Source organism: Noviherbaspirillum sp. ST9 (assembly GCF_048799745.1).
Classification (GTDB): Bacteria; Pseudomonadota; Gammaproteobacteria; order Burkholderiales; family Burkholderiaceae_D; genus Noviherbaspirillum.
This window is the reverse complement of the sequence record NZ_JBLWFR010000006.1, coordinates 326,720-349,272: the sequence shown is the minus strand read 5'-3', so window position 1 is coordinate 349,272 and position 22,553 is coordinate 326,720. Positions and strand designations below refer to the sequence as shown.

The window sequence follows — 22,553 nt, the reverse complement described above, 5'->3', positions numbered from 1 at the left end:
TGACTTTTATCAAATGCACACCACACCCCGTCGGTGATGATGGGTCAAAACCTGAAAGCCTGTTCAGGGCTTCGCCTATCAGGGAGCATCATCAAGTTTGAGGTGGCACGTGTTACAAGTAACTCTCGGCAGTCGAATCACGGCAGGACTTCTTTGCGTATTGGTTGCCGCATGCGGCGGTGGCGGCGGCAGCGCCGCTCCCCAGGCGGGAACGACAGGAACAACGGATACGAGCACGGGCAGCGGGCAGCCGCAGGCGGCACAGCCACAGCCTGCGGCCCCTTCCACGAACACAGGCCAGGAAAGCCCCGCTTCACCGACAACGCCGCCCGCCGGCGGCACGCCCCAGACACCGCAGACACCGGCACCGGGCTCGGCCCTGCCGCCGGATGCAACGCAGGCCCGCTTCAACCAGCCGCTCGGACTCGCTCGCGACAGCAGCGGAAACCTGTATGTCGCGGATTCGGCCAACCATACCATTCGCAAGATCGCGCCTTCCGGCGCTGTCACCACGTTGGCCGGCACGGCGGGCATCAGCGGCAGCAACGATGGCGCCGGTGCCGCAGCGCGCTTCTCCGCGCTGAAAGGCCTTGCCGTGGATAGCGGAGGGAATGTCTACGCCGTGGATAACAGCGCGATCCGGAAGATCTCGCCGCTCGGCGTGGTGACGACGCTCGCCGGCGTGGCGGGCGAATTGGGGGATGCCGACGGCACGGGTAGTGCGGCGCGCTTCCGCCGGCCCTGGGGCATTGCGGTGGATGCGGCAGGGAACGTGTTCGTCGCCGATACCGAGAACGTACTCGTGCGGCGGATCACGCCGGCCGGCGCGGTCAGTACCTTTGCCGGAACGCGCGGCATGCGCGGGCGTGCCGACGGATCTGCAGCCACCGCCACCTTCCTCGGCCCCATGGGCATTGCGATCGATGCGGGCGGCAATCTCTACCTGACCGACTGGTTCGGCCCGCCGGCGCCGAATATTCCGGAAGGGAGCACCTTCATCCGGCGCATCGGTGCGGATGGGGCGGTCAGTACCATGGCGGGCACCTTGAATGGTGAAACCGGGCCGGGCGCCTTCATGGATACCTTTGCAATTACGACCGATGGCAGCGGCAATGTCTTCGTGGCGGCGATGCGCAGCGTCCGGCGGGTCAGCGCAACGGGGGTTATTACGGCCGTTGCGACGGGCACGGATTTCCAGTCGCTCAACGGTATCGCGATGGACGGCGCGGGCATCCTCTACGTGACCGACGTCTCCAGCCATACCGTGAGCCGCGTCACTCAGGGCGGCGACGTGACCCTTGTCGCCGGCAAGACCGGGGAGCCGGGCACCGCGAACACGCCTTGACAGGTTGGCAATGCGCTCTCGCACGCATTGCCTCCTTCATTCCAACAATTTTCCGCCGCGCCGCCATCCTGCGGGAATTTGCTTCAGGACGGCTTGTCCGATAGATAAGCCGATATGGGCAGATCTCCTGATTTTTCGAAGTAAGCAACATGATTTCTTCGATTTTTTAATGGCGCGGCATCCTGTAGGATGCACGTTTTCAGGAGCATCGTGCCCGGGAGAAGGAAATGACGGAAAGAGTGGAATGGGAAGTGGTCGACGCACCGTCGCCGCAGAGTGGAAAGCGTCAGGCAGCGGGCGAGGCGATGCGCATGATGCTCGGCCGCGGCTGGAAATGGAAGATTGCCGGCACGGCCATCGTGTCGCTCGTGACGCTGGCGTTCTTCGCCACGCTGACCGGCGCGCTGGTACTGCTGTTTGCCGCAGGCACACTGCTCACCGCCGCCGTGCGCAAACTGAAGCAGTGGCTGGTCGGCGGCAAGCGCGCGGGTAACGCTACGGTTTCAGTACGATCTTGATGCAGTCGTCCTGCTTGTTGCAGAAGATGTCGTAGCCATACGCCGCATCATGCAACGACAGGCGATGCGTGATCACCACGGATGGATCGATTTCGCCGCGCTGGATGCGCTCCAGCAACGGCTGCATGTAACGATGCACGTGCGTCTGGCCGGTCTTGATGGTCAGTGAGCGGTTCATCACCGAACCGAACGGCACCTTGTCGAGGAAGCCGCCATACACGCCGGGAATCGATACGACACCGCCGTTGCGGCACGCCATCAGCGCCTGGCGCAATGCGACCGGCCGGTCCGTTTCCGCCGCCAGCGCCTGCTTCACGCGGTCATAAGCGCCCAGTAATCCCATGCCGTGCGCTTCCATGCCGACAGCATCGATGCAGGCATCCGGCCCGCGTCCGCCGGTCAATTCCTTCAGCGCGCTCGCCACATCCACTTCTTCGTAGTCCAGCGTAATCGCCTTGGACTTCTCGCGCGCCATGCGCAGGCGCTCCGGGAAGCGGTCGATGCCGATCACCTTTTCCGCGCCAAGCAGGTAGGCGCTCTGGATCGCGAACTGGCCCACCGGCCCGCAACCCCATACCGCCACCACGGAGCCGGGTTTGATCTCGCAGGCCTCGGCCGCCATGTAGCCCGTCGGCAGGATGTCGGACAGGAACAGCACCTGCTCATCGGTCATGCCATTCGGGATCTTGAACGCGCCCACGTCGGCGTATGGCACGCGGGCATATTCGGCCTGGCCGCCCGCATACCCGCCTGTCATGTGCGAATAGCCGAAGATGCCCGAGGGCGAGTGCCCCCACATCTTCTCCGCCAGCGCCGCGTTCGGGTTCGAGTTCTCGCACACGGAATACAGCTTCTCGTGGCAGAAGAAGCAGTTGCCGCAGGCGATCGGGAAGGGGATCACGACGCGGTCGCCGATCTTCAGGTTGGTGACCGCCTTGCCCAATTCGACGATCTCGCCCATGAATTCATGGCCGAGGATGTCGCCCTTTTCCATGCCGGGCACGAAGCCGTTGTACAGATGCAGGTCGGAGCCGCAGATCGCGGTCGACGAGATCTTCACGATCGCATCGCGCGGATTGAGGATCTGCGGATCAGGCACGTTATCGACCCGCACGTCTTTCTTGCCATGCCAGACTGTCGCTCTCATCCCGGTAGTCCTTTCCTGAAAAGCGTGCGAGTGATCGCGCCGCGTTCACCCGACGGCTGGCCGATCGTCGTCGGAATCTCGCCGGTCTCGATCAGCCACTTGAATCGGCGCAGGTCTTCATCGATCTGCTGCGACGGCTCCTCGCCGAACATCTTCGCCACCAATGCGCCGGCAAGGCCGCCCGGGGGCTTGTAGCTCATCAGCACGCGCACGATGGTGCCGCGCCCGCCGGGGGCCGGTTCGAAGCGGACCACGCCTTCGTTGTCGACCTGCGAACCTTCCAGCGAGCGCCACGCGAGATGCCGCCCCGGTTCGTCGGCCACCAGTTCCGCATCCCATTCGACCGTGCTGCCGGCGGGGCCCTTCGCCTTCCAGTGCATGCGGTTGTCGCCGGTGATCTCCACCGACTCGAGGTGCTTCATGAAGCGCGGGAAGCTCGCGAAGTCATGCCAGAAGCGGTAGCACTCCTCCGGCGAGAAGTTGATGGTGATGCTCTTTTCGAGCCGCACCTCACCCGTCACGGTCGGCCCCTGGCCCATCTGCTTGCGCTGGGTGTTGTCGATGCTCGATAGCAGGTCGAGCACGGCAACCCCGGCCACAGCGGCGGTCGCCCAGCCGATGCGATTGCGCATGTTGCGCGGAGAACGCGCGGCGACGCCGAGCAGCGCCAGGTCCATGGCATCGCCGGCCACCCGCGACCACAACCAGTTCGCAGGGCGGCGCTGACTGAGGATGCCGACGCCGGCGGCAATCTCGCGCGCCCCCAGCGACCGCATCAGTTTCGGACTGTCCTGCACGCCGATCGTGCGCGATACCCCGCGCGGCGCAAACAGCTGTGCCAGGCCGAGGCCGATGCTGAACCAGCCGAGGGCTTTGGCGAGCTGCTCGGCGCGGTCGGCTTTGGGGGAACGGTAAAAGGTATCGAAGGAGGGAGTGGCTTGCTGGTCGTAGCCGGGGGGGACGTTGGCGGCGGGACTGGTATTGATGTCGGGTAAGGCGTCCCCCGCCTGGCCCGTCTCCGACGGGCGTGGTGCCTGGTCTTGCATGGTCTTCCTCCATTGCTGACGTCCGGGCCTGGCCCGTATGGTCAAGTTAGTCAGACTTATCGGAGGGGGAGTTCCCGCCGGACGGCGGCGGGCGAAGGGTGTTGATTGCTGAAAATGTGTGCAGCGGAATCGTTGCCAGCCGGGATCCGGCTTACTGGCCGGGCTGCTGGTCCTTGTTCTCGCGGCTCAGCGTGGCAAACTGCTCAAAGGTTTCCCAGGACAGTTCGGTCACTTCCGGCTTGGGAATGTGGCGATAGTTTTCGAGGCCTTCGTTGATGTAGTCGTCGGCGTGCTCTTCCGGCTTCTGCTCCGCCGCGCCGTTCTCTGCCGGCTTGGCTTCGCCGTCGCGCGGCACGGTGACTGCCTGGGTCGCGTCCTTGATCGGGAAGCGCCAGTAGATCTTGTCCAGTTCCAGGCCGCAGGATTTGCGCACGTGCTCGCGCAGGGTCATTTCGATGATGTGGGACAGGCGGAAGCGCTTCATCGGCTCCGACTCGACGATCGCGGTATAGCGGCCGCTGTTGTCGAAGCTGGTGGCGTCGGCCGACACTTCGACGCCGCTGCGGCGGAAGTAGTCGATGATGGTGTTGCGGATGAGGGTCGCGTGACGCTTGGCGCGGGCGGCCTTGGCCTTGGCTGCGCTGAGGTAGGCAAGAATGCCGATGATGAGCGCGACCAGGACGGCGATGAGCGTCAGTGTAACTGCGTCAACGTTGAAAGACATTCTTGTTCGACCTCACGGAACATGGGCAGATGGGCGGGGATGCCTGATCCAAGATCATATCACCGCATGATGCAGAATGAATTGAAATACTGCAATCCCCAGCCGTGGCGCGGTTTCCCGCCCAGCCACCGCCGCGGAACCGGACTGCCTGGCCGCCCTGGCACAGCCCTGCCGTAGGACGACAGCCGACAGGTTCCGCCGCCCTTTCAGTCCGACTTGGCCAGCAGGGTAAAGTGCTCGACCACCGGCGGCAAGGCGAAATACGGGCCGACGATGCCACGCCATTCGGCGAAGGCCGGCGACTGACGGAAATCGACGGTATGGTTTTCGAGGGTCTCCCAGAAAATCTGCAGCAGGTAACGCTCGGGCGACTCGATGCCCTTGTTGACCTTGTAACCGCGGAAGCCCTTTGCCTTGGCGATGACCTGTTCGACCCCGCGCTGGATAGCGGCGTCGAATTCAGCCTGCTTGCCCGGCTGGATGCGGATGTCGGCGAGTTCGAGGATCATGTTGTTTCCAGTGAATGAAGGGGGCATTGATTATCCCATGAAGGCTATGCTGCACGCTTCGCCTTGCCGCCCTTCTTCTCCTTGCCCGCGCCGTCCTTCGCCGCCTGCGCCAGCCGCTCCTGCAGCAGGGCCAGCACGGCCGCCTCTTCCGCGCCCAGCGCCTGCAGCTCCTGCACCAGTTCCTCGCGGGCCCGTTGCTGCATGGCGTTGACCATGGTGCCGTCGAGGTAGGACTCGATCACGGCCGGATGCACATAGCACTTGCGGCAGATGCTCGGGGTATTGCCGAGCCGCTCGGCCACCGATTCGATGGCGCGCACGACATTCTTCTTCGCCTGCGCTTCCGAATCGAATTTCTCGTATTCCTGCAGCGCGAGCGCCGCCAGCACTGTGCCCGACCAGGTGCGGAAGTCCTTCGCCGTGTAGTCCTCGCCGGTGATCTCGCGCAGGTAGTCGTTGACGTCGGCCGATCCCACGCTGCGCTGTTCGCCGTCGTCATCCACGTACTGGAACAGCTCCTGGCCCGGCAGGTCGCGGGTGCGGCGGATGATGCGGGCAAGGCGCGGGTCGTCGACCTTGATCGAATGCTGCACCCCACTCTTGCCGCGGAAGCGGAATTCGACCGCGCTGCCATCGATGCGCACGTGCCGGTCGCGCAAAGTGGTCAATCCGAAGGATTTGTTCTGCCGCGCATATTCCTCGTTCCCGATACGCATCATCGTCGCCTCGAGCAGGTAGACGATGGTGGCCAGCACCTTTTCACGCGGCAGCCCCGGCAGCTTGAGCGCTTCGTCGACGCGCTGGCGGATCAGCGGCAGCGCCTTGCCGAAGCTGAGCATGCGCTCGTACTTCGCCTCGTCGCGCACGCTGCGCCAGCGGGCGTGATACCGGTACTGCTTGCGGCGTTTGGCGTCGCGCCCGGTGGCCTGGATGTGTCCGTTCGCCCAGGGGCAGATCCAGACATCGGTCCATGCGGGCGGAATCGCCAGCGCCTTGATGCGCGCCAGCGTTGCTTCGTCGCGCACACGCTTGCCATCGGGGCCGGTGTACTGGAAGCCGTCCTTCTCGGGCACGCGCGCAATGCCCGGACTGTCATCGCCCACGTAGCGCAGGCCAACCTGTCTGGCGGTAGCGACCGCATCGTCCGCCGTCGCGGGCGAGCTGTCCGGCGTGTTCTTCATGCGTTCTCCGGGAGGGTAGAACGACTGTAGATGCTGGATCAGCGCAAGTTATGAGCCGTGTCAACGTATCGTCGAATCGTGTATCGCCGGCGACACAAGCGCCGGAGTTAACGAAAGGAAATTTGATGACGCCGCTGCGTCAGGTTTGCACGCTCGCCGCGTCCGCTTCCTCGGTAGCCAGGGGAACGGCGACGCGGAGCACGGTGCCCTGGCCCGGCGTGCTTTCGATGTGGAGCGTTCCGCCGAGCATCGTCACGCGTTCCTCCATGCCGATCAGGCCGAAGCGATGCGCCTTGCGCTGGTCGCCGGGATGCATTCCGATGCCATCGTCCCTGATCGTCATTTCCAGTTGCCGCCTGTCGATGCGCACTTCGACGCGAACAAGGGATGCGCGCGCATGGCGGCTGATATTGTTGAGCGATTCCTGCAGGATGCGGAAGACTGCGGTCGCCTGCGTCTCCGGCACCGGCCCGCCTTCGTCGTACATGGCGAGTTCGCAGACGAGGTTGTTGCGGCGCTCGAATTGCGCCACCTGCCACTCGATCGCCGCCGGCAGGCCGAGGTCCAGCACCGACGGGCGCAGGTTGTTCATGATGGCGCGGATCGACTTCATCGTGGTGTCGATGTACTCGAGCGCGGTCTCCGCCCGTTCCTGCAGCCGCGGGTGCCGTTCGCCTGTCCGCGCATGCAAGGCCGAGACATCCAGACGAAGCGCGAGTAAATTCTGGCCGAGTTCATCGTGGATCTCGCGTGCGATGCGCTTGCGTTCGTCTTCGCGCACGCGCTCCTGGTAGGCAGCCAGTTCGCGCAACGTTGCCTGCGACTGGCGCAGCGCCTCCTCCGCCTTCCTGCGTTCCTGGATTTCATGTTCAAGCTGGTCGATGGCGGCGCGCATCTGCAGGAGAGAAGGCACCCGCAGAATTTGCGGCATGATCTTCCACACGATGAAGGCGGCCAGCACCGAGATGGCAGCGGTAATGACCTTGGCCGAGGCGTCGAGCCAGTAGCTGGGATGCCAGATGGTCCAGAGCGCAATGAAGTGGGTGGTGCCGCAGGCGAAGATGAACGCCGAGAACATCAGGAAGATCCAGTTGAACCGGAGATCCGGGCGTTTGCGAACGATGGTGACCAGGGCAAGCGGGATCGAATAATAGGCCAGGCCGATGGCGGCATCGGCGACGACGTAGGACCACAGCAGCTCCGGCGTCCACAGGTAGCAGTGCCCATGCGGCATGAATCCCTCGGTGGAAAACCATTTTTCGATCAGGTCGGTCACGATGCCTCCAAGCGTAGAGCCCGTCCAACTTGGGGGACTCTTTCCTCACGCTATGCCTTAAAGACCGAATGATGCCTCAGTTTTTACGGTAATGGCTCATTGATAACGCCACCGCTGCGCGATGTATTCCGGCTGTTGCAGGATCGGACGGTCGTAACGCATACTTGACCGCATCCTGCGTCCCTTGGCGGAGCTCCATGCGTCTTCTTCCTGAAAAATTTCGTGTCCTGCTCTGGATCGCACTGGTCCTGGCGGCGGGTTTCCTGGCGACGTGCGCCGCCGCCTACTTCGTGGCCCGTGAGGCCGTACAAGGCGGCATCCGCGACGAGGCGCTGCCGATGGCCAGCGAGGCGATCGAAGCCGGACTCCGCGCGAGGATCACCCGCCCCGTCCTGATCGCATCGGCGATGGCCAGCAGCAGCTTCGAACGCGACTGGATGGCCAGGGGCGAGGAAGAGTCCGACGCCATCATTCGCTACCTTGAAGGCATCCAGCGCGAATACGGCGCGTCGGACGCTTTCCTCGTGTCGGAACGCACACGCGGCTATTACACGGCGCAGGGTATTTCCAGGATCGAGCAGGAGGGCAATGCCGGCGACACCTGGTTGTACCGCACACGTGACGCGAAGCTGCCTTTCGTGGCCGAGATCAGTATCGACCGCGCCAATGGCAACGCGCTGACCATCGTCATCAATCACCGCATCACCAGCCGCAACGGCCATTTCCTCGGAATTGCCGGCGTCGCAATGCGCATGGACGGCCTTACGTCGTTGTTCAACAGGCATGAGAAGGACGGGCGGCGCATCTATGTCGTCGATGGCAAGCGCAGGATCGTCCTCGCCGGCGGCACGCCTCCCAGCGCAAGCCGCAGCATCGAACAGGTGCCGGGAATCGGCGAGATGGCGGACCAGCTCCTGCCGCAGGACGGCAAGCCCGTGCTGCGCGACTACCGGCATGAGGGAAGGCACATGTTTGCCAGCGCGCGCGCCCTACCGGAACTGGGTTGGCACCTCATCGTGGAGCAGGATGCGGCGGACGATGTGGAACCGGTGTGGAACGCATTCATGCTGACGCTGGCTGCCGGCGCCGTCGTTACCCTACTGGTCCTTGCCCTGGTCCTGGCCACCATCCGGCGCTACGACAGGCAGCTTGAACAGATGGCGGGCACGGACATGCTGACCGGGCTGCTGAACCGCCAGGCGTTCGACTTCGTGTTCCGACAGGCGATGCTCGATGCCGACCGCGGCTCGCGTCCCACCTCATGCATCGTGTTCGATATCGATCTTTTCCGCCGCATCAACGAGACCTGCGGTCATCCGGCCGGCGACGAAGTACTTCGCACGGTCGCCCGCATCGCACGCGCCATGCTTCGTGAAAGCGACGTCATCACGCGCTGGGGCGGCGAGGAGTTCATCGTGCTGCTCAAGGAATGCACGTTGGAGCAGGCGGTCGCCGTCGCGGAAAAACTGCGGCATTCGGTCGACCAGCACGATTTCATGCCCGCCGTCCCCGACGGCCGGATCACCATCAGCCTGGGTGTCGCCCAGCATGAGACAGGCGAAACGGCAATGCGTTTCCTGCAGCGTGCGGATGAAGCACTCGCCAAGGCAAAGGCAAACGGAAGGAACAGGTTGCAGGTTGCGCGCACGGGCGCAATGGAAGGAAGTACTGCGGGGGAAGCGTTGTGAGCATGCCCCTTCCCGGGCGGGAGGGGGCAAGTCGTACAGATTAGTAGCTGGTCAGGGGAACCGGCTGGCCGCCCTTGAAGGTGAACACGGTCACCGGGGACGACTTCATGTTGCCCTTTTCGTCAAAGGCATAGGTGCCCGCGACGCCCTTGTAGGAGCCCTTGGCAATCTCTTCGCCAACCTTGGCGGCGTCGATCGTGTTGGCCTTCTTCATGGCTTCGGCGAACATCATCATGCCGTCATAGAACGAAGCGGCGTAGACATCCGGATCCTGATTGAAGCGCTTCTTGTAGCGGTCCTTGAATGCCGGACCTGCAGCAGCCTTGTCCAGGATCGCGCCGCCCTGTGCGCACAGCACGTTCTCGCCGACGGCATCGCCGCCCAGCTTGCCCATTTCCGCGGAGCAGATGGTGTCGCCGCCGAGGAGCTTGGCATTGAGGCCGAGCTGCTTCATCTGGCGGGCCATCGGTGCGCCCTGCGGTGCATAACCACCGAGGAAGATCGCCTCGACCTTCTTGGCCTTCAGGTTGGTCAGGATGGACGTGAAGTCGGCAGCCTTGTCGGTGGTGAACTCGTGGCCGACCACGTTCAGGCCGGATACCTTGGCCTGCTTCTTGAACTCTTCAGCCACGCCCTGGCCGAACGCGGTGCGGTCGTCGATCACGGCAACGGTCTTCAGCTTCAGTTCCTTGGCGGCGTACAGCGCCATCTTGGAACCGAGCTGGGTGTCGCTGGCGTTCACACGGAACAGGCCCTTGTAGCCCTGTTCGGTGATCTTCGGGTTGGACGCGACGGTCGCAACCAGTGCGCCGCCGTCGTTGTAGACGCGCGATGCGGGGATGGTGACGCCGGAGTTGTACGGGCCAACGATGTATTTCACGCCGCTGTCGACCAGCTTCTGCGCGGCGCCGACGCCGGCCTTCGGATCGGCCTGGTCGTCTTCGGACATTAGTTCGAACTTGACCTTCTTGCCGCCGACGGTGATCGGCTTGGCGTTCAGTTCTTCGATGGCGAGACGCACGCCGTTTTCATTGTCCTTGCCCGCGAAGGCTTGTGCCCCGGACAGGGGGCCGCTGTGACCGATCTTGACGACGGTTTCTTGTGCTGCCGCGGTGCCAGCCAGGCCCATCAGGGCGAGTGCGCCGATAATCTTGTTGAATTGCATGCAGGTTCCCATGTGATTGACTCTCCAATTGGCGCTGGCTTTGATTGTGTCGAAGCAGCACCCTCCTAATGTGAACTGGTTACTTCACGGCTGTGGATTATGGGCAAAGTCGTGCAAAATTATCTTGCGTTCTTTTTATGGAAACCCGCTGTTTTGAGCGATTTATTGCTCATGCAAGGTCGAATTCGAATTAAATTTGGCCGAGGGTCGATTGTGGTCAGACAGGCAAGCATTTGCGCACACGGAGGAGCAGGATGAATACCGGCAATTTATTCGGACAAATACCGACACAGCTCCCGGAGGAACTCTTCCAGCTGCTGGCCGTGGGCCAGGGCGCGCGGGTCGAACGCATCGTGTCGAAGGGCCATGCATCGCCGCCCGGCTTCTGGTACGACCAACCTGAAAACGAATGGGTCATGGTCGTGCGTGGCGAGGCACGGTTGCGCTTCGAGAAGGATGACCGCGTCGTCCATCTGGCGGGCGGCGATTATGTCAACATTGAAGCGCACGAGCGCCACCGCGTGGAATGGACGCGCGAGGACATCGAGACGGTCTGGCTGGCCGTCTTCTACCAGGAATCGGGGGAGTAAGGCGAATGGATCTGGTCATACGAAATGCGACGCTGCCGGACGGCAGGCAGGGCATCGACATTGCGATCGAAGACGGACGCATTGCGGCGCTCGGCGCGAACCTGGCCGTGCGCGGTGCGCAGGAAATCGACGCCGGCGGCGACCTCGTGACGCCGCCTTTCGTCGATGCCCACTTCCACATGGACGCTACGCTCAGCTACGGCCTGCCGCGCGTCAACCAGTCCGGCACCCTGCTGGAAGGAATTGCGCTCTGGGGCGAACTGAAGCCGCAGCTGACGCAGGAGGCGCTGGTCGAACGCGCACTGCACTATTGCGACTGGGCTGTCGCACGCGGACTGCTTGCGGTGCGCACGCACGTTGACGTGTGCGACGACCGTCTGCTTGCCGTCGAAGCATTACTGCACGTGAAAAAGCAGGTCGCCCCCTGGCTCGACTTGCAGCTCGTCGCCTTTCCGCAGGACGGCGTGCTGCGCAGTCCCAAGGCCTTCGACAACCTGAAGCGCGCGATTGCGATGGGCGTCGACGTGGTCGGCGGCATCCCGCACTTCGAACGAACCATGGCCGACGGTGCGGAATCGGTGCGGCTGCTGTGCGAATTCGCCGCGGAAAAGGGCCTGCGCGTCGACATGCATTGCGACGAATCCGACGATCCCTTGTCGCGCCACATCGAGACGCTCGCCTACCATGCGCACCGCCTCGGCCTGCACGGCCGCGTGGCCGGATCGCACCTCACCTCCATGCATTCCATGGACAACTACTACGTGAGCAAGCTGCTGCCGCTGATACGCGAAGCCGGCGTCGCCGCCATCGCCAATCCGCTCATCAACATCACGCTGCAGGGAAGACACGACAGCTATCCGAAGCGACGCGGCATGACGCGCGTGCCGGAGCTGCTGGCCGCCGGGGTCGATGTCGCCTTCGGCCATGACTGCGTGATGGATCCTTGGTACAGCCTCGGCTCCGGCGACATGCTCGAAGTCGCGCACATGGGCCTGCACGTCGCGCAGATGACGGGGCAGGAAGCAATGCATGCCTGTTTCATGGCGGTCACGCAAACGCCTGCACGCATCCTCGGACTCGAAGGCTACGGGCTGGAACCCGGCTGCCACGCCGACCTCGTGGTCCTGGATGCCGGCAGCACGATCGAAGCGATCCGCCTGCGCGCCGCGCGTCGGTATGTGGTGCGACGCGGACGCATCGTCAGCCAGGCACCGCCCGCGCATGCGCGGCTGGACTTGCCGGGGCGGCCGGCACAGGTTGACTTCCGCCTCAGGCGGTGACTGTCGCGCGCGGCGACAGCAGGTGCAGGACAAGGGCGGCAACAAGGCAAGCGACAGCCAGCACGTCCGCGGCGACCACCCGCCCGAGTGCCGCGTTGTATCCCCCGACCGATGCGGCGAGCCACAGGAAGGACACAGTCGCGGCAAGGCCGCCGCCGATGGCAAGGACGCGGTACTCCATCCGGAAGGCAGCCAGCAGCAGGAACGCGCCGAGCAGGCCGAACAGCACCGCGCGGTGACGCATCATGATCTGCAGGTTCGGATCGTCGAACGGCAATCCGTACAGCACCAACAGCCGTTCTGTCCCGAGAACGCCGGAGAGCGGAAGCAAGTGGATCACGCCAACCACGCCAAGCAGGATTGCAATGGTCCTGTTCATCGCACCCCCTCCATTACAGCCCGGCAAAGGCCAGCATGGCGACACGCACCGCAATGATCCAGCACACCGCCATGCCAAGCAAATAGGCAACCATGCGCCAGGGCTGGAGACCTGCAAGGTAGACCGCCGTGTGCGCATACCTGATCGCCACATAGGCGCCAAACAGTCCTTGCGCCGCACCGAGCGGCGCGCCGGCCAGCACGTAGGCCAGCGCCAGCGCCAGGAACAGCGGCAGGTTTTCGACATCGTTGCGCCAGACGCTGGCGCAGCGGCGCACGAAGGAAGACTCCTCGGCGCGCGCCGGGATGCGAAGCAGGGCGGCGTCTTCGGGGACGGTAAACATGCGGCTGCGGAACCGGCTGGCCACTTGCAGCATGCTGGTCAGCGTGACCTTCAGGAACAGCGCAACCAGCGCCAGGGCGAAAGCGGGAAAGGCAGGGTAATCTGTCATGGCAACCTCGATATGTGGAGTTGTTATTGTCCGGGGCATTGCAGGCAAGAGCCATTGTCGAAACCGACATTGTTATGGTTAAATCCGCCACATGACACGACAGGCGAAATCAGTTCGCATCGGCATGCTGGTCTACGCCGGCTGCCTGCGCGGCGGGGCGGTGATGCCCTTCGATGTATTCCGCATTGCCAATACGCTGGCAGGATTGCGGCCGGCGGCGCAGCGGGTGCAATTCGATGCGCAATGGGTCAGCGCGCGCGACGAAACAACGGTCGACATCGGCGGTCTGACTCTCCATCCCCAGCCCCTGGACCTGAAGAAACTCGATGCCCTGATGCTTCCCGGTATTGACCACCAAGGGCCCTTTGACATCACGCCCATGCTTGAAAAATTGGCGCCGGAGCAGGAAGCGTTGAGGCGATTTTCGCAGTCCGGCAAGCCGGTCATCTCCAGTTGTTCCAGCACCTGCCTGGTCGCCGAGGCGGGCTTGCTCGACGGCCGCCGCGCGACGACGAGCTGGTGGCTGAGCGCGTATTTCCGCAAGCGCTATCCGCAGGTCTCGCTCGATGCGGAGCAGCTCGTCGTGCAGGACGGCAATCATGTTTCTTCGGGCGGAGTGACGTCCTATATCGACCTCGCCCTGTGGCTGGTCGGCCATTTTGCGGGAGAGGAATTGCGGCAGAACGTCGCGAAGGTGCTTGCGATGGATGCCAACCGTTACAGCCAGGCGCCGTACATCGCCACCGCCATGATCCAGGACGATGGCCATGCCGTCATCGAACGCGCACGGCGCTGGCTCAACCAACGGCTTGACCGCGCATGGTCGACCGCCGAGCTGGCGGAGTATTGCAACACCAGCCAGCGGACGCTGTTGCGGCGCTTCCAGGAATCGGTCGGGATGAGCCCGGTCCAGTATGCGCAGCAATTGCGCGTGGAAAGGGCCAAGGCATTGCTGGAATCCACCCGCCTGTCGCTGGAGGACATCACCGGGCGCTGCGGCTATGAGGATGTATCGACCTTCAGCAAGGTATTCAAGCGCTGGGCGCAAGTGACCCCGCGCGAGTACCGCAGCCGTTTCGGATTGCGCCAATGAAGCCGGGACGCGCGAAACGCATCGCTGTTGCCGCCCTCGTCGTTGCCGGCGTGCTGGCGATTGCCCTGGTCGCCGGTTTTCACTACGCCACCCGCGTGCTCAAGGAGCAGGTGCAGCAGGCCCTCGGCCCGGAAAGCGAAGTCGGCGATATCGTGGTCGGCTTGTCATCCATCGAGATCCGCGACATCCGCATCGCCGCGCCCAAGGGCTGGCCTTCGCCTGACACGCTGCGTGCCGAGCGCGTGGTCGTGCGGCCCGACCTGATGGGCCTGTTTTCGTCGCGCATCCATGTTCCGTCCATCCTGGTCGACAAGGCATACGTGTCCGCACTGCGGGGACGCGACGGGAAGGTGAGGCTGCTGCCCAGCCTGCTGGAGAAGAAGCCCGGCGAAGGCGGGCAATCGACGCCGCCGGAAGTCAGCATCGGCACGATCGAACTGCGCAATGGCGCGCTGGAGTTCTTCGACGCGACGGTGCGGCAGCCGGCGCACATGACACGGATCGAGCAATTGCACGCGCGCGTCGACGACTTGCGCATCCCCAGCCTGTCCAGCCGCACCGCGATCCAGATCGACGGCCAGGTCAAGGGCGTGCAGCGCAATGGCAAGCTATCGATCACCGGCTGGGCGGAACTCGCTGCACGCAATTCTGAAATCGCCACCAAGCTGCAGGGCGTGGACCTGGTCGCGCTGCAACCCTACCTGATCAAGGCTAGCGAGACAGGTGTGCGCAAGGGGTCGCTCGACCTGCGCTTGAAATCGACCGTGCACAAGAACCGCCTGCACGCGCCGGGCACCGTCACATTGAGCCAACTCGAACTGGCGCCGGCATCCGGCGCATTCAATACCTTCATGGGTGTGCCGCGCCAGGCCGTCGTTGCGGCGCTGAAAAACCGCAAGGACCAGATCAGCATCGATTTCACGCTCGACGGCAACCTGGACGATCCGAAGTTTTCGCTGAATGAGAGCTTTGCGCTGCGCGTCGGCGCGGCTGTCGCGGAAACGCTGGGCATCAGCATTGAAGGCCTGACGAAGGGCGTTGGCAGCGCCGCCGAGGGGATCGGCGGGGTGGTGAAGAAATTGTTTGGTAAATAGGCTAACAGGTCATCCGGACAAATTCGCTGCGTTTTTATGCTCGAATGCGCGTGGACGAGCGTTAACTCTCACATGAGTTTCTCGTCATTCCCGCGAAGGCGGGAATCCATAGTGAGTTTGTTGAATGACCTTGCTTATGGATTCCCGCCTGCGCGGGAATGACGAGGAAAGGAAGTTTGCGAAGTTAAACAGAAGGTGCCCGCACGCAGCAAGCATTAGAACCCATCGACCTCAACTAGATGCTCACTAATAACTGGAGTAACCCTTGCCGACAAACGGCGGCGCCCGGCCGACCAGTTCCTCCAGCATCACCAGCTGTTCGTCGGTGTGATCGACAACGTCCTTGGCAGGGCGAATCGCCGCACCCGTTTTCCCGCTGCCGATATTGAAGGGCGAATCATGATGCTTTGTGCGCACCCAGCGCCGCACCCGCGGCTTGTCTTTCGGCGTGATCACGGCGGTGCCGTAGCAGAGGCAGAAATACGTGTCGTCCTGGCCGGCACTGATGAAGCACCCGGTGCCGCGTATGCCGATGGTGGCGGTCGGCGTTTCAAGCCGCTTGCGCCCCTTGCCGAAGACGCTGAGCACCTTGCCCGTGATATAGCGCAGCACGACTACGCCGGTCGCTTGAGTGGTACCGAACTCGCTGTTCTCCTGCTGCAGGAAGGCGTCCTTGCCGATCACGAACACGGCTTCGCTCTCCGGCCCGGTCGTGACCGTCTGGCCGGGCTTGATCTGCTGTCCAATCGAAGCAGGCTGGCCATCCACCGTAACCGTCCCCTTGATGCTGCGGATACCGCTCTGCGCGCCGGTATGCTTCGCCGCCAATGCCGCTCGCATCAGGCCCGCCATGCCCCCGACGCCCAGTGCGCCGGCAACGGCCAGGCGGCGCAAAATTGAGCGCCGCGCCATCCTTGACTGGTTCCTGTCCATCGTTCTCCTCCCTGCCTTATTGTGTGTCCGAACATTCTATCGGTTCACCGGGTAAAGAGAAGAGGCAAATTTCTCGCGGAATGCGCTAAGGTAGAGTCCTTTGTACAAGCAGGCGCCGCAATGACTTCACCGCTCACTCCCGACCAGATCCACCAGTTCAGGCAAGACGGCTTCCTCGTGTTCCGGAAGCTGGCCCCGGCCGCCGACTGCGACGCCATGCTGGAAGTCGTCCGCGCGCACCTGAAGAATGAAGTAGCGCCCGTCGAGTACGAGGCGGAAGTCGGCTATGCCGGCGCGCCCGGCTCGCTGGATGCGCCCGGTGGCAGGACCGTGCGGCGCCTGCGCAGCGCCTACCAGCGTGACGCCTGCTTCCGCGCCTGGGCGGAGGATGCGCGCATCGTGGGGTGGCTGCGGCAATTGCTTGCGGAACCGGTGTGCCTGACACTCGCGCATCACAACTGCGTAATGACCAAGCATCCTGATTTTGGCACCGCGACCGGGTGGCACCGTGATATCCGCTACTGGTCGTTCGCGCGCAATGATTTGATCGCGGTCTGGCTCGCACTGGGAACCGAGAGTGAAGCAAACGGCGCCCTGCATGTGATCCCCGGTTCGCACCGCCTGCAGGTCGGACGCCGCCAGTTGGACGACCTCGATTTCCTGCGTCCTGACGTGTCGGAAAACCAGGCTTTGTTTGCACAAGGTCGCGTGCTGGAGCTGCAGCAGGGCGACGTGGTGTTCTTCCACAGCGGACTGTTCCATGCGGCAGGGCGGAATGCGACCGGGCAGGTGAAGCATTCGGTGGTGTTCGCCTATCGCGGCCAGAGCAACCAGCCTGTCGAGGGATCGCGGTCCGCGGCGGCCGGCGATGTCTTCCTGGGTTAGACGCCGAAGGTTTCCTTCAGCCCCTGCCTTCCCTGCGGGGTCAACTGCAGCACACGGGTCTTCTGCACCTTCAGCAGCCAGCGCCGTTCGAGGAGTTGCGTGAGCAGTGCCGCACCGAGTGCGCCGCCGAGGTGGAAGCGCCGCTCGCTCCAGTCCAGGCAGCCGCAGGCGAACTGGCGCTTTGAGCCCCGCAATGCGTCGATGTCCATGCCGAACTGGCGAAACGCCTTTTCGCCTTTTGCCGTCAGTGCGATCTCCTTGTCCTTACAAGTAACCAGCCCTTTTTTTTCCGCCTGCGCCAGCAGGTTGACCGCCAGTTCGCCGGCGAGATGGTCATAGCAGGTACGCGCGTAGCGCATCGATTCCGGCGTGCCTTTCGAAGCAGGCAAGGGGCGAACGGCAGGACGCGGCGCGAGCGAGGCCAGCGATTCCAGCGCGTGCGCCACGGCGTGGCTGGCAAGACGATAGTAGCGATGCCGCCCCTGTGTTTCCACCTGCAGCAGTTCGGCCTCGACCAGCTTGGACAGGTGGCCGCTGGCCGATTGCGCCGAGATGTTGGCGGCGAAGGCCAGTTCGCCCGCCGGACGGGCGCGGCCGTCGATGAGCAGCCAGAGCATCGCGGCGCGCGCCGGGTCGCCGAGCAGCGCGGCGGCCCGGGCAATATGGGTTGCCGATTCCATGGTTCACCGTACGATGAAATATAAAGGGTTTGGAAATCGTATCATGGCCAAAACATCACGGAGGCTCCCATGTTCGCTGTCGCATTCGAAGTGTTCCCCTCGGAAACAGGTTACCAGCGCTACCTCGACATTGCCGCCGCGCTGCGCCCGAAACTCGACCTGATCGACGGCTTCGTGTCGGTCGAGCGTTTCCGCAGCCTGAGCGACCCCGGCTGGCTCCTGTCACTGTCCCTGTGGCGGGATGAAGCGGCGCTGGTGCGCTGGCGCAGCCACGGGGAGCACCATGCCGCGCAGTCAGAAGGGCGGGAAGCGGTATTCAACGATTACCGGATTCGGGTCATCCGATCCGCCGATGAACCGGCCGCTGCGTCCGGCGCGCTGGTTTGCCTGCGCGAATATCCTTCGGCAATGGAAGCGGGGAAGCATTTCAGGAGCCTGACCAATCCGGACAAGGACATTGTGCTCACCGAATTGCGTGATACCGCAGCCTTGCGCGAGTGGCAGGCTGCAGCGTCGCAGGGACTCAACTTCTGCGGCGCCGTCATTCGCGACTATGGCCTGTTCGAGCGCGCCACCGCCCCGCAGATTTTTCCAAAGGCAGTCCGATAATGAACACCTTGTTCCTGCAATCCGACATCGCCGATCCGTATGCCTTGTATGCGGAAATGCGCGCCGGACAGCCAGTGGTTTTCGACGAGCGCAATGGCATCTGGGCGGTTTATACCCATGCGATGTGCAAGCGCGTGCTTGAAAACGGCACCGCACACATTCCGCCACTCGCCGCAGCTTCCCTGATGAACACCGCGTCGCAAACCTTGACGGCGCATTTCGCGCGTCTCGCCAACCCGCCGCGCCACGCGGAGATGCGCGACGCCGTCATGCGCCTGCTTGCCTGCATGAAAAAAGTGGATGCCGGGGAGTTGCTGGTGCCATTGCTTGGTGAATCAGGAGAATGCGACTGGGTCGGAGCAGTCTGCAAGAAGTTGCCGGCGCTGGCCGTGATGCAGTCCTTCGGCTTCAGCGATGCCGATATCGACCGCGTGCTTCCACTGATGGGGCCGCTGACAAAGCTCATGCTGCCGCACAAGACGGAAGCCGAGGCCGTTGCCATGAACGCCGCTGCCGACGTCATCCTCGCGCTGGCCGACGAGCACCTCGCGCGTCATTTCCCCGCGCTGGCGGAAACCGAAGCGCGGCGTTCCATGCATGCGTGCAATCTGGTCGGCCTGCTGGTGCAAAGCGTCGATGCGGGACGCGGCATCCTGAGCAATGCGCTGTTGCAAGCGGCCCGACTGCGCGCGGTGAAGGACTGGCACGGCCTCGTCGTCGAGACGCTGCGTTTCGATCCGCCCATCCACAACACGCGCCGCATCTTGACGGAACCGCTGGAACTGGGAGAGCACCTTCTGCCCGAAGGCGCGACCGTGCTTGTCGTGCTTGCCTCCGCGAACCGTGATGCGGAATTCTTCGAGGATGCCGGCAAATTCAACATGGATCGCAGCAACAATGCCGCCCACCTGACCTTCGGCGCGGGCATGCACAGCTGCGCGGCCCATCGCTTCGCCACCGGGCTTGCTGTCGACGCGCTGCGTGCCTTGTTCCACAGGCGCGTCGAACTGAGACAGGAGGAAATTGCCTGTGAACCGATGGTCAATGCGCGATTGCCGAAGGAAATCCGCCTGCGCTATTCGTCGTGACGCCGCTTGCTCGATGAGGACAGAAGCGGCGCGAACATCAGCCGCGTAAAGTTCGCTACCTGGTTCAGGAAGAATCCTTGCGCCTCGTTCATCACCTGGTTGTACGCCTGCCGATCCAGAGTGCCTTCGCATTCTTCCGATTTCAGTCGCCCGTCCTCAAACCGTGTCTCTCGCATGCGGACATGCAGGTTGCTGCCCTCGGTAAAGATCTCCGTGGAGGAATAGCGGAAGGTAAACAACCCCTTCGGCGGTGACCACGGCGATGCAAGGTCAAGCGGGTCGGTGAGGCTGCCGCTTTCCCGTGGCGCAAGCGCACCCTTTTCTTCCCTTCTCAGCTTGTCGATTTCCGAACCCATTCCTCACCTCCGATGATCATGTTGCCGATGGCCTCGCGCAAGGCGTCATCGACGGTGTCCAGCCAGACGAAGCGCAGCGCCTTGCGCGCTTCTTCGGGTATTTCGTCGAGTTCCTTGCGATTGCGTCCGGGGAGCATGACGACGCGGATGCCGGCACGCAATGCCGCCAGGACCTTTTCCTTGACGCCGCCCACCGGCAGCACCATGCCGCGCAGGCTGATTTCGCCGGTCATCGCGCAATCGTTGCGCACCGGCTTGCCGCGCACCAGCGAGGTCAGCGCGACATACATTGCCACGCCCGCGCTGGGCCCGTCCTTGGGCATGCCACCCGCCGGCACGTGCAAGTGGATGTCATTCCTGTCGAAGACATCTGCATTGATACAGAGTTCAGCGCTGTGCGCCTTGACCAGCGTCAGCGCGGCCTGCGCGCTTTCCTTCATGACGTCGCCCAGTTGCCCGGTGAGAATCAGCTTGCCGCTGCCAGGTGTCCTGCTCGCCTCGATGAACAGGATGTCGCCTCCGGAGGGCGTCCATGCGAGGCCGGTGGCCACGCCGGGCAGGCTGGTGCGCAAGGCGATCTCGCTTTCGAATTTCTTTGGACCAAGGATGTCGGCGAGGTCGTCCTCGCCGACGCGCACTTCTTGCGCGCATCCCTCCGCGACCTGCATCGCGACATGCCGGAACACGTTGCCGATTTCGCGCTCGAGGTTGCGTACACCGGCTTCTCGGGTGTAGCCGCGGATGACGGCCTGCAATGCGCCTTCGCCCAGTTCGCACTGCACGGGCGACAGTCCGTCGGCTTCGAGTTGACGCGCGACCAGGAAGCGGCGCGCGATCTCCAGCTTCTCCTCTTCCGTATAACCGGGAATGTGCAGGACTTCCATGCGGTCCTGCAGCGCGGCGGGAATGGTGTCGAGCACGTTGGCAGTACCGATGAACATCACCTTCGACAGGTCGAACGGCTGGCCGAGGTAATTGTCGCGAAACGTCGCGTTCTGTTCCGGATCCAGCACTTCCAGCAGGGCGGCGGCCGGATCGCCATGCAGTCCGGTGGCGAGCTTGTCCATCTCGTCGAGCATCATCACGCAATTGCGTGTGCCTGCCTTGCGGATGGCCTGGACGATGTTGCCGGGCATGGCGCCAACGTAGGTGCGGCGGTGTCCGCGGATTTCCGCTTCATCGTGCACGCCGCCCAGGCTGACGCGGACGAACTTGCGGCCAGTGGCGCGCGCGATGCTCTGTCCGAGCGACGTCTTTCCGACGCCGGGCGGGCCGACGAAGCAGAGGATGGGGCTCTTGCCGTCGGGGTTCAGCTTGCGTACGGCGAGGTATTCCAGGATGCGCCGCTTGGCCTTGTGCAGGCTGAAATGGTCCTCGTCCAGGATGCGGCGCGCCGCCGCGATGTCGATGCGCTCCTCGGTCATCGTGGCCCAGGGCAGCTCGCTCATCCACTCGAGATAGGTACACTGCATCGCATATTCGGCGGACGCTTCCGGCATGCGCTCGAGGCGCTGCAATTCCTTGCGCACATGCGCCTCCACCTCTTCCGGCATGCCGGAGCGCGCAATTGCCTGTTCGATGTCGCGCACGTCGCTGTTGATGTCCTCGGATTCGCCCAGTTCGCGCTGGATGGTCTTGATCTGCTCGCGCAGCAGATACTCGCGCTGGCGGTCGTCGATGCGCTCGCGCGTCTGTTCGTTGATCTCCTGCGACAGCTTCAGCACCTCGATACGGCGCACGAGGTGGTCGAGCACCTTGTCGATGCGGTCCTGCAGGTCGATGGTTTCGATCAGTTCCTGCTTCTGCAGCAGCGGCAGGTCGATCAGGCCGGCGATGAAATCGGCAAGGATGGATGCCGACGAAATATTGTCGGCGGCGCTCGCCAGTTCCGCGGGCGCCTGCGGCAGCAGGTCGATCACCTCGGCGGCTTTCTCCTTCAGCTGGAGGAAGCGCGCCTGGATGTCGGGGGATTGCTCCTCGCTGTCTTCGATCTCCTGCACGCGCGCCGCGTGGAAGGGGAATCCGGCGACGAACTCGCGGATGCGGAAGCGGTGCTCGCCCTGGCACACGAGGTAGTTCGCGCCATCCTGGCCGCTGATGTAACGCAGGACGGTCGCCACGGTGCCGGTGCGATGAAGTTGCTCCGGCTCAGGCATCTCCACCTCCGAATCGTGCTGCAGCAGCAGGCCGACCGGGCGGCCGCTGCGGACGGCTTCCTGCGCGGCGGCAATCGAGCAGGCGCGGCCGAGGCTGATCGGCGCGATCATCCCGGGGAACAGGACAAGGTAGCGCAGGGGAACCAGCGGCATGATGTCGGATGGAAGATCGGGCGATGCCGGTGCGGCGGCCTTGAATGCCTCGAGGGCATCGGCGTTGCCGGCATCGGTGGCGAGGTCGCGGACCGTAGCCTGTTCTGTATTCATGGTGAGGCTTCCTTGAAACTCATTGCATGAGGAATCGGGCTCGCGATCGCAGATTGCCGGGCTGCCACTGCCGTTTTTTCAGGCATTGGACAG

23 protein-coding genes are annotated in these 22,553 nt (G+C 63.5%); 10 read left to right on the top strand and 13 right to left on the bottom strand.

Annotation, left to right across the window (positions count from 1 at the left end):
- Window positions 1-160 precede the first annotated feature (160 nt).
- Window positions 161-1,345 carry a hypothetical protein gene (locus ACNOHI_RS15960; RefSeq protein ID WP_420475669.1) on the top strand — a complete coding sequence of 395 codons (1,185 nt, stop codon included), beginning with the start codon at window positions 161-163 and terminating at the stop codon, window positions 1,343-1,345.
- A 227-nt stretch (window positions 1,346-1,572) separates the two neighbouring features.
- Window positions 1,573-1,863 (top strand): hypothetical protein, encoded by a 291-nt coding sequence (locus ACNOHI_RS15955; RefSeq protein WP_420475668.1) that lies wholly within the window; start codon window positions 1,573-1,575, stop codon window positions 1,861-1,863.
- On the opposite strand, the gene ACNOHI_RS15950 is transcribed toward ACNOHI_RS15955, so the two are convergent.
- The 6 genes from ACNOHI_RS15950 to ACNOHI_RS15925 all read right to left on the bottom strand — a co-directional run bounded on the left by ACNOHI_RS15950 (window position 1,841) and on the right by ACNOHI_RS15925 (window position 7,746).
- Window positions 1,841-3,010, bottom strand: coding sequence for a zinc-dependent alcohol dehydrogenase (locus ACNOHI_RS15950; RefSeq protein ID WP_420475667.1), 1,170 nt, complete (start codon window positions 3,008-3,010; stop codon window positions 1,841-1,843). The genes ACNOHI_RS15955 and ACNOHI_RS15950 overlap by 23 nt on opposite strands.
- On the bottom strand, window positions 3,007-4,056 hold the full coding sequence (locus tag ACNOHI_RS15945; RefSeq protein WP_420475666.1) for an SRPBCC family protein: 1,050 nt from the start codon (window positions 4,054-4,056) through the stop codon (window positions 3,007-3,009). The genes ACNOHI_RS15950 and ACNOHI_RS15945 overlap by 4 nt, the downstream gene beginning before the upstream one ends.
- Window positions 4,057-4,207: 151 nt before the next feature.
- Window positions 4,208-4,780, bottom strand: coding sequence for a hypothetical protein (locus ACNOHI_RS15940; RefSeq protein ID WP_420475665.1), 573 nt, complete (start codon window positions 4,778-4,780; stop codon window positions 4,208-4,210).
- Window positions 4,781-4,986: 206 nt separating this feature from the next.
- The gene (locus ACNOHI_RS15935) at window positions 4,987-5,289 is read right to left on the bottom strand and encodes an antibiotic biosynthesis monooxygenase family protein (protein WP_420475664.1); all 303 of its coding nucleotides are present in this window, start codon (window positions 5,287-5,289) and stop codon (window positions 4,987-4,989) included.
- A 44-nt stretch (window positions 5,290-5,333) separates the two neighbouring features.
- Window positions 5,334-6,470, bottom strand: coding sequence for a DNA topoisomerase IB (locus ACNOHI_RS15930; protein WP_420475663.1), 1,137 nt, complete (start codon window positions 6,468-6,470; stop codon window positions 5,334-5,336).
- Window positions 6,471-6,609: 139 nt separating this feature from the next.
- Window positions 6,610-7,746: a sensor histidine kinase gene (locus ACNOHI_RS15925; protein WP_420475662.1), complete on the bottom strand. Its 1,137-nt coding sequence runs from the start codon at window positions 7,744-7,746 to the stop codon at window positions 6,610-6,612.
- A gap of 197 nt (window positions 7,747-7,943) precedes the next feature.
- On the opposite strand from ACNOHI_RS15925, the gene ACNOHI_RS15920 reads away from it, so the two are divergent.
- Window positions 7,944-9,434 carry a sensor domain-containing diguanylate cyclase gene (locus ACNOHI_RS15920; protein WP_420475661.1) on the top strand — a complete coding sequence of 497 codons (1,491 nt, stop codon included), beginning with the start codon at window positions 7,944-7,946 and terminating at the stop codon, window positions 9,432-9,434.
- 40 nt (window positions 9,435-9,474) lie between these two features.
- Here the strand turns inward: ACNOHI_RS15920 and ACNOHI_RS15915 are convergent, their stop codons facing one another.
- On the bottom strand, window positions 9,475-10,599 hold the full coding sequence (locus ACNOHI_RS15915) for a branched-chain amino acid ABC transporter substrate-binding protein (protein ID WP_420475660.1): 1,125 nt from the start codon (window positions 10,597-10,599) through the stop codon (window positions 9,475-9,477).
- Window positions 10,600-10,853: 254 nt separating this feature from the next.
- On the opposite strand from ACNOHI_RS15915, the gene ACNOHI_RS15910 reads away from it, so the two are divergent.
- A complete protein-coding gene (locus ACNOHI_RS15910) occupies window positions 10,854-11,189 on the top strand; it encodes a cupin domain-containing protein (protein WP_420475659.1) in 336 nt (111 codons plus the stop codon).
- A 5-nt stretch (window positions 11,190-11,194) separates the two neighbouring features.
- Window positions 11,195-12,469 carry an amidohydrolase family protein gene (locus tag ACNOHI_RS15905; RefSeq protein WP_420475658.1) on the top strand — a complete coding sequence of 425 codons (1,275 nt, stop codon included), beginning with the start codon at window positions 11,195-11,197 and terminating at the stop codon, window positions 12,467-12,469.
- On the opposite strand, the gene ACNOHI_RS15900 is transcribed toward ACNOHI_RS15905, so the two are convergent.
- Window positions 12,459-12,848: a phosphopantetheine adenylyltransferase gene (locus ACNOHI_RS15900; RefSeq protein ID WP_420475657.1), complete on the bottom strand. Its 390-nt coding sequence runs from the start codon at window positions 12,846-12,848 to the stop codon at window positions 12,459-12,461. The two genes, ACNOHI_RS15905 and ACNOHI_RS15900, sit on opposite strands and share 11 nt — an antisense overlap.
- A gap of 13 nt (window positions 12,849-12,861) precedes the next feature.
- Window positions 12,862-13,299 (bottom strand): MAPEG family protein, encoded by a 438-nt coding sequence (locus ACNOHI_RS15895; RefSeq protein ID WP_420475656.1) that lies wholly within the window; start codon window positions 13,297-13,299, stop codon window positions 12,862-12,864.
- Window positions 13,300-13,390: 91 nt separating this feature from the next.
- Here ACNOHI_RS15895 and ACNOHI_RS15890 point away from each other — a divergent pair, with 91 nt between their 5' ends.
- Together ACNOHI_RS15890 and ACNOHI_RS15885 are read left to right on the top strand one after the other, a co-directional pair.
- Window positions 13,391-14,392 carry a GlxA family transcriptional regulator gene (locus tag ACNOHI_RS15890; RefSeq protein ID WP_420475655.1) on the top strand — a complete coding sequence of 334 codons (1,002 nt, stop codon included), beginning with the start codon at window positions 13,391-13,393 and terminating at the stop codon, window positions 14,390-14,392.
- Complete coding sequence (locus ACNOHI_RS15885) at window positions 14,389-15,486, top strand: DUF748 domain-containing protein (protein WP_420475654.1); 1,098 nt, start codon at window positions 14,389-14,391, stop codon at window positions 15,484-15,486. The genes ACNOHI_RS15890 and ACNOHI_RS15885 overlap by 4 nt, the downstream gene beginning before the upstream one ends.
- A 246-nt stretch (window positions 15,487-15,732) precedes the next feature.
- On the opposite strand, the gene ACNOHI_RS15880 is transcribed toward ACNOHI_RS15885, so the two are convergent.
- Window positions 15,733-16,419: a hypothetical protein gene (locus tag ACNOHI_RS15880; protein ID WP_420475653.1), complete on the bottom strand. Its 687-nt coding sequence runs from the start codon at window positions 16,417-16,419 to the stop codon at window positions 15,733-15,735.
- A gap of 120 nt (window positions 16,420-16,539) precedes the next feature.
- Here ACNOHI_RS15880 and ACNOHI_RS15875 point away from each other — a divergent pair, with 120 nt between their 5' ends.
- Window positions 16,540-17,304, top strand: a complete 765-nt coding sequence (locus tag ACNOHI_RS15875) for a phytanoyl-CoA dioxygenase family protein (RefSeq protein WP_420475652.1) — start codon at window positions 16,540-16,542, stop codon at window positions 17,302-17,304.
- On the opposite strand, the gene ACNOHI_RS15870 is transcribed toward ACNOHI_RS15875, so the two are convergent.
- Window positions 17,301-17,984, bottom strand: coding sequence for an ArsR/SmtB family transcription factor (locus ACNOHI_RS15870; protein WP_420475651.1), 684 nt, complete (start codon window positions 17,982-17,984; stop codon window positions 17,301-17,303). The genes ACNOHI_RS15875 and ACNOHI_RS15870 overlap by 4 nt on opposite strands.
- Before the next feature lie 69 nt (window positions 17,985-18,053).
- On the opposite strand from ACNOHI_RS15870, the gene ACNOHI_RS15865 reads away from it, so the two are divergent.
- Complete coding sequence (locus ACNOHI_RS15865; RefSeq protein WP_420475650.1) at window positions 18,054-18,593, top strand: antibiotic biosynthesis monooxygenase family protein; 540 nt, start codon at window positions 18,054-18,056, stop codon at window positions 18,591-18,593.
- The gene (locus ACNOHI_RS15860; RefSeq protein WP_420475649.1) at window positions 18,593-19,681 is read left to right on the top strand and encodes a cytochrome P450; all 1,089 of its coding nucleotides are present in this window, start codon (window positions 18,593-18,595) and stop codon (window positions 19,679-19,681) included. Before ACNOHI_RS15865 ends, ACNOHI_RS15860 begins: the two co-directional genes overlap by 1 nt.
- On the opposite strand, the gene ACNOHI_RS15855 is transcribed toward ACNOHI_RS15860, so the two are convergent.
- Window positions 19,669-20,037: a hypothetical protein gene (locus tag ACNOHI_RS15855; protein ID WP_420475648.1), complete on the bottom strand. Its 369-nt coding sequence runs from the start codon at window positions 20,035-20,037 to the stop codon at window positions 19,669-19,671. The two genes, ACNOHI_RS15860 and ACNOHI_RS15855, sit on opposite strands and share 13 nt — an antisense overlap.
- The gene (gene lon, locus ACNOHI_RS15850) at window positions 20,013-22,346 is read right to left on the bottom strand and encodes an endopeptidase La (RefSeq protein WP_420475791.1); all 2,334 of its coding nucleotides are present in this window, start codon (window positions 22,344-22,346) and stop codon (window positions 20,013-20,015) included. The genes ACNOHI_RS15855 and lon overlap by 25 nt, the downstream gene beginning before the upstream one ends.
- Window positions 22,347-22,553: the final 207 nt, after the last annotated feature.

Coding starts and splice junctions, on each gene's coding strand:
- ACNOHI_RS15880 (WP_420475653.1), bottom strand. CDS start 16,419: ATGGACAGGAACCAGTCAAGGATGGCGCGGCGCTCAATTTTGCGCCGC.
- ACNOHI_RS15905 (WP_420475658.1), top strand. CDS start 11,195: ATGGATCTGGTCATACGAAATGCGACGCTGCCGGACGGCAGGCAGGGC.
- ACNOHI_RS15910 (WP_420475659.1), top strand. CDS start 10,854: ATGAATACCGGCAATTTATTCGGACAAATACCGACACAGCTCCCGGAG.
- lon (WP_420475791.1), bottom strand. CDS start 22,346: ATGCCGCTGGTTCCCCTGCGCTACCTTGTCCTGTTCCCCGGGATGATC.
- ACNOHI_RS15955 (WP_420475668.1), top strand. CDS start 1,573: ATGACGGAAAGAGTGGAATGGGAAGTGGTCGACGCACCGTCGCCGCAG.
- ACNOHI_RS15890 (WP_420475655.1), top strand. CDS start 13,391: ATGACACGACAGGCGAAATCAGTTCGCATCGGCATGCTGGTCTACGCC.
- ACNOHI_RS15870 (WP_420475651.1), bottom strand. CDS start 17,984: ATGGAATCGGCAACCCATATTGCCCGGGCCGCCGCGCTGCTCGGCGAC.
- ACNOHI_RS15895 (WP_420475656.1), bottom strand. CDS start 13,299: ATGACAGATTACCCTGCCTTTCCCGCTTTCGCCCTGGCGCTGGTTGCG.
- ACNOHI_RS15860 (WP_420475649.1), top strand. CDS start 18,593: ATGAACACCTTGTTCCTGCAATCCGACATCGCCGATCCGTATGCCTTG.
- ACNOHI_RS15930 (WP_420475663.1), bottom strand. CDS start 6,470: ATGAAGAACACGCCGGACAGCTCGCCCGCGACGGCGGACGATGCGGTC.
- ACNOHI_RS15885 (WP_420475654.1), top strand. CDS start 14,389: ATGAAGCCGGGACGCGCGAAACGCATCGCTGTTGCCGCCCTCGTCGTT.
- ACNOHI_RS15900 (WP_420475657.1), bottom strand. CDS start 12,848: ATGAACAGGACCATTGCAATCCTGCTTGGCGTGGTTGGCGTGATCCAC.
- ACNOHI_RS15935 (WP_420475664.1), bottom strand. CDS start 5,289: ATGATCCTCGAACTCGCCGACATCCGCATCCAGCCGGGCAAGCAGGCT.
- ACNOHI_RS15855 (WP_420475648.1), bottom strand. CDS start 20,037: ATGGGTTCGGAAATCGACAAGCTGAGAAGGGAAGAAAAGGGTGCGCTT.
- ACNOHI_RS15945 (WP_420475666.1), bottom strand. CDS start 4,056: ATGCAAGACCAGGCACCACGCCCGTCGGAGACGGGCCAGGCGGGGGAC.
- ACNOHI_RS15920 (WP_420475661.1), top strand. CDS start 7,944: ATGCGTCTTCTTCCTGAAAAATTTCGTGTCCTGCTCTGGATCGCACTG.
- ACNOHI_RS15950 (WP_420475667.1), bottom strand. CDS start 3,010: ATGAGAGCGACAGTCTGGCATGGCAAGAAAGACGTGCGGGTCGATAAC.
- ACNOHI_RS15875 (WP_420475652.1), top strand. CDS start 16,540: ATGACTTCACCGCTCACTCCCGACCAGATCCACCAGTTCAGGCAAGAC.
- ACNOHI_RS15940 (WP_420475665.1), bottom strand. CDS start 4,780: ATGTCTTTCAACGTTGACGCAGTTACACTGACGCTCATCGCCGTCCTG.
- ACNOHI_RS15915 (WP_420475660.1), bottom strand. CDS start 10,599: ATGCAATTCAACAAGATTATCGGCGCACTCGCCCTGATGGGCCTGGCT.
- ACNOHI_RS15865 (WP_420475650.1), top strand. CDS start 18,054: ATGTTCGCTGTCGCATTCGAAGTGTTCCCCTCGGAAACAGGTTACCAG.